This window comes from Pacificibacter sp. (assembly GCF_039769035.1).
Taxonomy (GTDB): domain Bacteria; phylum Pseudomonadota; class Alphaproteobacteria; order Rhodobacterales; family Rhodobacteraceae; genus Celeribacter.
This window is the reverse complement of the sequence record NZ_JBDMZG010000137.1, coordinates 1-8,717: the sequence shown is the minus strand read 5'-3', so window position 1 is coordinate 8,717 and position 8,717 is coordinate 1. Positions and strand designations below refer to the sequence as shown.

Sequence of the window (8,717 nt, the reverse complement as noted above, 5' to 3'; positions counted from 1 at the left end):
GCGTGATCCGACTGGTGCGGAATGGAGGAGGATTTACAGGTGTGATCGTCGCCCGCGAGTGCCAGAACACCACCGTGCTTTGAAGACCCCGCAGCGTTACCATGTTTCAAGACATCGCCGGACCGGTCCACGCCTGGCCCCTTGCCGTACCAAATGCCAAGAACGCCATCTTTGCGCGGCAGGTTGGCAAGCCCAACTTGTTGCGATCCCCAAACAGCCGTCGCCGCAAGGTCTTCGTTCAAGCCCGGCTGGAACACGATGTCATTTTCCGCAAGAAGTTTTTTGCTGCGCTGAAGTTGCTGATCGTAGTTCCCCAACGGAGACCCGCGATAGCCAGAAATAAAGGCCGCGGTGTTCAACCCTGCGTCGCGATCAAGGCGCATTTGGGTCATAGGCAATCGAACAAGAGCCTGCGTGCCCGTCATAAAGGCGGAGCCACCCAGCAAGCTATATTTGCTGTCCAAAGTAACAGATGCGTTCAAAGTAAATGCCTCCCAACATATTCAGCGCCGAGCCAAATTGAAGAGGTTCAATTCGCTCAAAAGCCTGAGTTATTTGGGATTATCATACCAAGTACGTGCGGAACGCGGTCACTCATTGTCCTCGAGATTCTTCATTATGCGCAACACCGTCACAAGAAGGTGTATCAATTTAGGTCAAAATACCTGCCATACTTCACATGGCGCAACACGGTACTTTGGCGCTAAATTGGAATGTCTGTGGTGTTTTTGACCTCATTGAGGGTCACACTTGTGCTGATAAATGACACATGCGGCAGCTCGACAACGTGGTTCTTAATCGTCTGCTCATAATGAGAAACGCTGCGCGCGAGCACCCTCAGAATATAGTCATGATCGCCCGTGGCAGAATAGCACTGCATCACCTCGGGAATACGCTGAACCGCCGCCTCAAACTCAATAAGGGACTCGCGTTTGTGTTCTTTCATCCGCACAAAACAAAATACAACAACTGAAAACCCAGCAGCGGCGGGGCTCAGAATGTACCGCTTTGCTTCGATCACCCCAGCGTCTTTCAGCTGATTGAGCCTGCGCCAACACGGTGTGTGACTTAGGCCTGTCACCTCCGCAAGTTGGCGCATCGTCAGGTCAGGGTCCTTTTGAATGGCCCGCAAAATACGTCTGTCAGCGTCGTCCATAACCCAATCCTTCAGATATCACCGGCTCAAATGACCAGTAGGTTTACGACCCTATCAAAATCACATGCCCAACAGATCTGCAACATTGTCCTGATCAAACATCAATTCACGCAACACTGTCACTGCCACGTAGAAAGCCGTTCTAGTCAGGTCCAGGCCCCTGATCTTCGCTGCTGTGATCTGAACCACGACGCAGGGGCTGCAAAATCATCCGATCAATCCAAAGCTCGCGCCGCGCACGAAATTGGTTCAGCCCGATTTGCATCTCATCATGCCCAGCCTTTGGTTGCGCAATATATGTCCCAAGCAGACGATCCCACCACGGCACGTTAAAACCATAGTTGCTGTTGGTTTCACGTGGGACCACTGAATGGTGGACGCGGTGCATATCTGGCGTAACGATAAATAGGCGCACAACGGCATCGACGCGTTTCGGCAGTCGGATGTTGGAATGGTTGAACATCGCACTGGCGTTCAGCACGACCTCGAAAATCAACACCGCGATGGCAGGTGGACCAAGCAGCACCACAAGAACCAGTTTGAACGCCATCGACAGAACGATTTCCAACGGATGAAAGCGCAAGCCCGTGGTGACATCAATGGCAACATCTGCGTGATGCATCCGGTGCAAGCGCCACAACACAGGCACATGGTGAAACACCACGTGCTGTAAGTAGATCGCGAAATCAAGCAGCACAACGCAGATCACAACCTCGACCCAAACCGCCCATTCCAACAGATTGAACAGACCCCAGCCCCGTTCACTCATGACCAAAGCCAGCGCTACGGCCGCCACTGGAAACAACAGCCGCACCACCAATGTGTCGATCACCACCAGTGCCAGATTGTTCGACCAACGTATCAAACGCGGGACCTCAATGCGGCGACGTGGCGACCAAAGTTCCCACAGGGCCATGGCAACAAGCACCCCTAAAAACACAGCCAAGCGCAGCGTCGGTTCATTGATCAGAAAAAAGTCGGTCATATCCCTATCCGGTGTATCCCTTGCGGCGTTTTCAAAAGCCTACGTGGGAAAGCGGCCCCGCGATAGAGGGCGCTGCATCATTTCTTTTTCATCGCATCAAGCAACGCCGCCCCAAAAGCACCGGTGCTTGCAGATGACCCACCGGATTTGGAAGACGGACCAGCCGACATTTTGCCCGAAGTTGCACGGCCACCTTTGTTGGCATGGCCTTTGTTGGCATTGTACGATTGTTTGCCCTGCGCACCGCCATTGCGGTTTTGCGACCCGTTGCGCTGTGCGCCCCCTTGCTGTTCACCGCGCGCATTGGATGATCCGCCACCGTCTTTGCGCATTGTCAGCGCAATGCGTTTGCGTGGCGCATCAACTTCGGTCACACGCACCTTCACGACATCGCCTGCCTTCACGACCTCGTGCGGGTCTTTGACGAACTTATCCGCGAGCTGGCTGATATGAACCAATCCATCTTGGTGCACGCCCACATCCACGAACGCGCCAAAGGCCGCCACGTTGGTCACGGTGCCCTCCAACAGCATACCAGGCTTGAGGTCTTTGATTTCATTGACCCCATCAGCAAAGGTCGCAGTGACAAAACTCGGGCGTGGATCACGGCCCGGTTTTTCCAATTCACCCAAGATGTCGCGCACTGTTGGAAGACCAAAGCGATCATCTACAAAATCCTGCGCGTTCAATCCCTTAAGCGTCTCTGGGTGTCCCATAATGGCCCGAATATCGCGCCCGCACGCCGATACGATTTTGCGCGCGACACCGTAGGCCTCAGGGTGCACAGACGATGCATCAAGCGGCTCAACGCCATCAACAACCCGCAAGAATCCGGCGGCTTGTTCAAAGGCTTTGGGCCCCAGACCCGCAACTTTCAGAACCGCCTTACGCGACTCAAAGGCCCCGTTTGCATCGCGGTACTCCACGATGTTTTGCGCAATCGACGGGCCAAGCCCCGCAACATGCGCCAACAAGGCAGAGGACGCCATATTCAAATCAACGCCCACACCGTTCACCGCATCTTCGACAACGGCTTCCAAGGCTTGCGCCAATTTGCGTTGGTCCACATCGTGTTGATATTGCCCCACACCAATCGCTTCAGGTGAGATCTTAACGAGTTCCGCCAATGGGTCCTGTAAACGCCGTGCAATCGACACCGCGCCGCGCAAGGACACGTCCAAATCGGGGAATTCTTTGGCCGCCAGTTCAGAAGCGGAATAGACTGAGGCGCCCGCTTCGGACACAATCACTTTGGTTGGGGCTTTGACGGTTTTGGGCAAAAGCTTCAGCACATCAGCCACCAAACGATCCGACTCACGGCTGGCAGTGCCATTGCCGATTGCGATCAAATCCACACCATGCGCTTGGATCAACCGCAAGATCGCGGCCTCAGACCCGCGCAGATCATTCTTGGGTTGGAACGGATAGATCGTTTCCGTCGCCAAAACCTTGCCAGTGGCATCAACCACCGCGATTTTACAGCCTGTGCGAATGCCTGGATCAAGGCCCAAGGTGGTGCGCGGTCCCGCAGGAGCCGCCAATAGCAAGTCTTTCAAATTGCGCGCAAAGACGGCGATAGCATCTTCATGCGCGCGGCGCATCAGCTCGCCCAACAGCTCAGTGTACATTGTCATCCCAAGCTTGAGACGCCACGTCCAAGACGCAACAGAGCGCAGCCACACGTCGCCCTTTCCAGTGCCCGTGATCCCAATTTCGGCCTCGACCATCGCGATCACACGCGGCAGACCTTCCTCAGGTTCAGGCATAATATCGACGGTCAAAATGTCTTCTTTGGAAGCGCGTAGAATTGCCAAGGCACGGTGAGACGCAATCTGCGACCATTTCTCAGTGTGGTCAAAATAGTCCGAAAACTTTGCGCCCTTTTCTTGCATCCCGTCTTTAACACGTGCGCAGATCACCGCCTCGCGCCGCATGAAATCACGCAGTTTCCCGATCAGCTGCGCCCGCTCGGACAGTTCTTCGGTGCAAATATCGCGCGCGCCATTCAGCGCATCTTTTGGCGTTTCAACAGCCTCGCTCAAGTACGCTTGCGCAAGCACTTCGGGATCAGCATTGCGATCGGCCATAATGGCGCGCAGCAGTGGCTCCAGCCCGTTTTCACGCGCAATCATCGCCCGCGTGCGACGCTTGGGCTTGAACGGCAAATAGATGTCTTCAAGGGCGGCTTTGGTTTCGGCATTCGCAATGGATTTAGTCAATTCCGGTGTCAGTTTGCCTTGCTCTTTGATCGAGTCAGAAATTGCCCCGCGCCGTTTTTCCAACTCGCGCAAATAGGTGAGACGTTCGGCCAAATTGCGCAACTGCGTGTCATCCAAACCACCGGTCACCTCTTTGCGGTACCGCGCAATAAAGGGCACTGTATCCCCAGCATCCAACATCTGTGTCGCCGAAATCACTTGAGACGCAGCCGCGCCAATTTCGGTTGCAATGGTGCGGGCAATACGCTGCGCTGTCTGGTCCAAATCAAGTCTCCTCATGACACTGGAAGGCTTTGATAGCGGTCCTATCACACAGGGCCAAGCGGATATTGCAGCGCGCACGGTGCCTTGCGGTAAAAAAGGTCTGACATCTTGCTTGACGCCCCAGCGGCTTTGAAATAGTCACTGAACCCACAGAGCGGGCGTTGTGTAATGGTAAGACCTCAGCCTTCCAAGCTGATGACACGGGTTCGATTCCCGTCGCCCGCTCCAATTCACCAAATCTTTAAATGTTGGACGTGTGATAGCCGCTCTCTTTGCGTCTAAATCGGCTCGATCAATCTTGGGCCAGAGGAGCGATTTGAATTTACGTCTGTGCTTACGCGGTGAAACTGCATCGCATTTTCATCTGCAGGGCGCATGAGCGGAGCAGCGCCGTGCCCCTCTTCGCCCAGCCACAAACCCCAGTCTTTTTGCGCCAAAAACACCGGCATGCGGTGGTGGATTTTCCCCATTGCGGTGTTGGCCTTTGTCGTCACCATCGCGCATGTTTGATGGCGTTCACCGTCCGCAATCCAGTCTTGCCAAATACCTGCAAAGGCGAAGGTATCGCCTTGTGTTGGCGTGATATACCACGGCAACTTTGCCTCTCCAGACCGATCCCATTCGTAAAACCCCGACATGGGAATGATGCAACGCCGCAGACGGCAAGCCTCTCGAAATGCTGGTTTTTCCGCGATCGTTTCGCTGCGGGCATTGATCAGCAACGGGCCGTCATTAAAGGACTTGTACCATGACGGCACAAAGCCCCAACGCATCGCGCCCAAGCGCCTGATATCGCCCGCGCTATACACGACATGTATTTGGTTTGTTGGGCACACGTTAAAGTTCGGCACCTCAGGCAAATCATTGGCAGCCACGGCCCCAAACAACTGCGTCATCGCCTCATTTGGCAAGGTATAAGCGTAGCGGCCACACATGATTTAGCGGCTGAACTGCTTGCGGGCGATGTCGATTTTTGCCTCCATCATCGACATCTCTTTCATGATTTCCATGCGCCGCGTGCGATCACCTGTGTCCGCCAACTCCGCGCGCATGTCAGCCAGTTCACGCGCCAAAACGACGAACTCAGGTGCGCTGCCATGGTTCCGCACAACCTTCGAAAACAAGATATTTTCCGGATCGTCACAAGGCGCAAGTGGCTTGCCCATACCTTCCAAATTGTCAAAAGCGCCATCGGCTTTCGCGGCTGCAATTTTGGCTTCGATCAAGTCTTCTAGCGGGTGTTTCATCAGCGTTTCCATACAAAAAGCCCCCACAGTGTAGCGGGGGCTTTTCAAATTTTCTAGCAATCATCTGTTCGCTTATTTGATGGTGATACGACCATCAAGGTAAGGTTTGTATGGCGCGTTTGCAGCCAAGTATTCGGCAGTCACATCCGCCAAATCTGGGCCGAAATCGTAGACGTTCATCGCATCGCGGAACATTTTGTAGCCATCACCACCAGAGCGCACGAAGTTGTTGGACACAACGCCGTAGACCTTGGCCATATCCAGAGGCTCCCATGTACCGCCCATGTCGATCATGATCTCGGTCACGCGCTCGCCAGTGGCATTGCCGCTTTCAACGACATATTTCATGCCCGCGATCTGTGGGAAACGGCCGTCATCTTCTGGGTCATCAAACTGGCCCATGCCGTTTTCAAGCGCCGCTTTCAACGTCGCACCATCGACTTGGAACGTGGCCAAAGTGTTTTGAAATGGCAAAACAGTCAAAACTTCGCCTTGGGTGATTTCGCCTGCATCAATGGATGCACGCAAGCCCCCACCATTGGCCAAAGCCACTTGGATGCCTTGATCCTTCACACGATCCAACATGGCGTCTGCCACAAGGTTGCCGATTTGACATTCTTTGTAGCGACAGTTTTCGCGTGACCCGTCGATCATCTCGGCGGCTTCGGCGACAACTTTGTTGCGAATTTCGTCCAAAGGCACAGCGGCTTCGGCGATACGCGCAACAGTGGTTTCATCTTCAACAACCGCTGCGTCCATGATGAGAGGTTCACCAACGGCTTCGGTCACGACACCCTCGTCGTTGAATGTCACGTTCAACTCGCCCAAAAACTTGCCGTATGCATATGCAGACAAAATCTGAGTTGTGCCAACCACTGTTGGGTAAGGGCCTTCTGCACGATCATTGGTGTTGGACAAAAGCGTGTTTGTGTGACCGCCAACGATGATATCAACGCCAGTGGTGTTCGCCGCAACAAGTTTGTCTGTCTCGTAACCAGAGTGCGACAGCACGATGATTTTGTTGACGCCCATTGCTGTGAGCTTGTCGACTTCGCCCTGAACGGCTTCAGACGGATCGGTAAAGATCACGTTCGGGCCAGGTGAAGACAATTCGTCAGTATTGTGTGGCGTAAGGCCGATCAGACCAAGCTTTTCGCCACCGCGTTCAATCACTGTGGATTTCAACAGCTTGTCTTTCAACGCTGCTTCACCAGAGAAATCCGCGTTGGACATCAACACAGGAAAATCTACGGCATCCATGAAACCAGCCAAAACTTCTGGGCCATCATCGAATTCGTGGTTGCCCACAGTCATCGCGTCATAGCCAAGCTTGTTCATCATCTCAGCAGCAAGTTTGCCTTTGTAGTACGTGTAGAACAATGTGCCTTGGAACTGGTCGCCGCCATCAACCAATATCGAATTATTGGTGCGCTTGCGCGCGGCTTCAACGGCTGTCACCAAACGCGCAGAACCACCGAAACATTTGCCTTCTGCGTTGGACTCAGATGAGCACCCAGAATCATATTTAGAGATAGGTTCAAAGCGCGCGTGGAAATCATTGGTGTGCAAAACTGTTAGAGAATAATCTGCAGACGCAGCACCTGCGGACAGTGCCAAAGCGGCGGATGTAGTTAAAATTCTTCTGAGCATGAAACTGCCCCCCTAGTTGTTGATACTTGAGCCTGCGCTATCTCTGACCATTGAGTCAAAGATTCCGTTACGCCAACTCCTTTCACAGCAATACAACGCTTATATGACAGGCAGTTTGCGCAAATATGAAAGCCCTACACGCCAAAACGGGCCATTTGTCGTCCGCCCCACGCGCACTCTGACACCCGAAAAATCGTTTTTCTACTGCAAAGGCAGGGTATTTGATCGTACCACCTGCCTCTACTGGGCATTGATATTCAACTTGATTCCCATTGACCCGATTGCAGCGCACTGGCATCACGCGGGTTATGTTGATTTACAAAATATTCCGCGCTGACGAATGGGCGGCGCTCCAAACTGCCGGCCAATCCGCGGGCGCGCCTGTTGATCTGGCCGATGGCTTTGTGCATTTTTCCACCGCAGACCAAGCTGTCGAGACCGCGACCAAATGGTTTGCAGGGATCGAAGGCCTCTTGCTGTTGGCCTGCGACACAAACGGCATGGGCGATGCGCTAAAATGGGAACCTTCCCGTGGCGGTGCCTTGTTCCCGCATTTGTACCGCGATTTGCACATGAGCGACGTGGTCTGGTCTAAACCTTTGCCCATCGTCGATGATAAACACGTCTTCCCAAAGGAAATGCAATGAGCCTCACCGAACAACTGGGCCTCAAAGTCCTTCGCAAAATTGACCCTGAAAAAGCCCACCACTTGGCGCTGACCGCTTTGCGTGCGGGCCTTGCGCCTTTGCCGGGGCCCGTCACGTCGCCGCGCCTCAAAACCACCTTTGCAGGGCTTGAAGTGCCCAACCCGATTGGCCTCGCCGCTGGGTTTGACAAAAATGCCGAAGCCATTCCGCAACTGTCACGCGCTGGGTTTGGGTTTGTCGAAGTGGGCGCTGCGACGCCGCGCGCGCAATCGGGCAACGCCAAGCCACGACTGTTTCGACTGACTGAAGATCGCGCCGTGATCAATCGGTTTGGGTTTAACAACGAAGGTATGGAGTCCATCGGCGCCCGTCTTAAAGCGACAGCGCCCCATACTGGATCGCGCGCTGTGCCTGTTGGGCTCAACTTGGGTGCAAACAAAGACAGCGATGATCGCGCGGCGGACTTTGCCCGCGTGCTGGCGCATTGCGGCAACCACATCGACTTTGCGACGGTCAATGTGTCGTCGCCCAACACCGAAAAGCTGCGCG

7 protein-coding genes, 1 tRNA gene and 2 pseudogenes are annotated in these 8,717 nt (G+C 54.1%); 3 read left to right on the top strand and 7 right to left on the bottom strand.

All coding sequences use genetic code 11. The features are described 5' to 3' along the window. From ABF287_RS11810 to ABF287_RS11795, 4 genes and pseudogenes are all read right to left on the bottom strand, one after another. A pseudogene (locus ABF287_RS11810) lies at positions 1–425 on the bottom strand (indolepyruvate ferredoxin oxidoreductase family protein); the annotation flags it as partial. Between the two features lie 278 nt (positions 426–703). Beyond that, positions 704–1,156, bottom strand: a complete 453-nt coding sequence (locus ABF287_RS11805) for an Lrp/AsnC family transcriptional regulator (RefSeq protein WP_347185202.1) — start codon at positions 1,154–1,156, stop codon at positions 704–706. Positions 1,157–1,298: 142 nt separating this feature from the next. Beyond that, positions 1,299–2,141 carry a sterol desaturase family protein gene (locus ABF287_RS11800; RefSeq protein WP_347185201.1) on the bottom strand — a complete coding sequence of 281 codons (843 nt, stop codon included), beginning with the start codon at positions 2,139–2,141 and terminating at the stop codon, positions 1,299–1,301. 77 nt (positions 2,142–2,218) lie between these two features. Next, on the bottom strand, positions 2,219–4,639 hold the full coding sequence (locus tag ABF287_RS11795; RefSeq protein WP_347185200.1) for a Tex family protein: 2,421 nt from the start codon (positions 4,637–4,639) through the stop codon (positions 2,219–2,221). Between the two features lie 139 nt (positions 4,640–4,778). Here ABF287_RS11795 and ABF287_RS11790 point away from each other — a divergent pair. After that, positions 4,779–4,852 (top strand) — tRNA-Gly (locus ABF287_RS11790). Positions 4,853–4,902: 50 nt separating this feature from the next. Here the strand turns inward: ABF287_RS11790 and ABF287_RS11785 are convergent. The 3 genes from ABF287_RS11785 to ABF287_RS11775 form a co-directional block, all read right to left on the bottom strand. Beyond that, positions 4,903–5,559: an SOS response-associated peptidase gene (locus ABF287_RS11785; protein ID WP_347185199.1), complete on the bottom strand. Its 657-nt coding sequence runs from the start codon at positions 5,557–5,559 to the stop codon at positions 4,903–4,905. A 3-nt stretch (positions 5,560–5,562) separates the two neighbouring features. Then, positions 5,563–5,871: a DnaJ family domain-containing protein gene (locus ABF287_RS11780; protein ID WP_347185198.1), complete on the bottom strand. Its 309-nt coding sequence runs from the start codon at positions 5,869–5,871 to the stop codon at positions 5,563–5,565. 72 nt (positions 5,872–5,943) lie between these two features. Beyond that, positions 5,944–7,521: a bifunctional metallophosphatase/5'-nucleotidase gene (locus tag ABF287_RS11775; RefSeq protein ID WP_347185197.1), complete on the bottom strand. Its 1,578-nt coding sequence runs from the start codon at positions 7,519–7,521 to the stop codon at positions 5,944–5,946. 308 nt (positions 7,522–7,829) lie between these two features. On the opposite strand from ABF287_RS11775, the gene ABF287_RS11770 reads away from it, so the two are divergent. After that, a complete protein-coding gene (locus ABF287_RS11770; RefSeq protein ID WP_347185203.1) occupies positions 7,830–8,168 on the top strand; it encodes a DUF952 domain-containing protein in 339 nt (112 codons plus the stop codon). Continuing rightward, a pseudogene (locus ABF287_RS11765) lies at positions 8,165–8,717 on the top strand (dihydroorotate dehydrogenase (quinone)); the annotation flags it as partial. The gene ABF287_RS11770 and the pseudogene ABF287_RS11765, both read left to right, overlap by 4 nt.

Bases quoted from the DNA above. Each gene is read 5' to 3' on its own strand.
- ABF287_RS11775 (WP_347185197.1), bottom strand. From the start codon at position 7,521: ATGCTCAGAAGAATTTTAACTACATCCGCCGCTTTGGCACTGTCCGCA.
- ABF287_RS11770 (WP_347185203.1), top strand. From the start codon at position 7,830: ATGTTGATTTACAAAATATTCCGCGCTGACGAATGGGCGGCGCTCCAA.
- ABF287_RS11785 (WP_347185199.1), bottom strand. From the start codon at position 5,559: ATGTGTGGCCGCTACGCTTATACCTTGCCAAATGAGGCGATGACGCAG.
- ABF287_RS11780 (WP_347185198.1), bottom strand. From the start codon at position 5,871: ATGAAACACCCGCTAGAAGACTTGATCGAAGCCAAAATTGCAGCCGCG.
- ABF287_RS11805 (WP_347185202.1), bottom strand. From the start codon at position 1,156: ATGGACGACGCTGACAGACGTATTTTGCGGGCCATTCAAAAGGACCCT.
- ABF287_RS11800 (WP_347185201.1), bottom strand. From the start codon at position 2,141: ATGACCGACTTTTTTCTGATCAATGAACCGACGCTGCGCTTGGCTGTG.
- ABF287_RS11795 (WP_347185200.1), bottom strand. From the start codon at position 4,639: ATGAGGAGACTTGATTTGGACCAGACAGCGCAGCGTATTGCCCGCACC.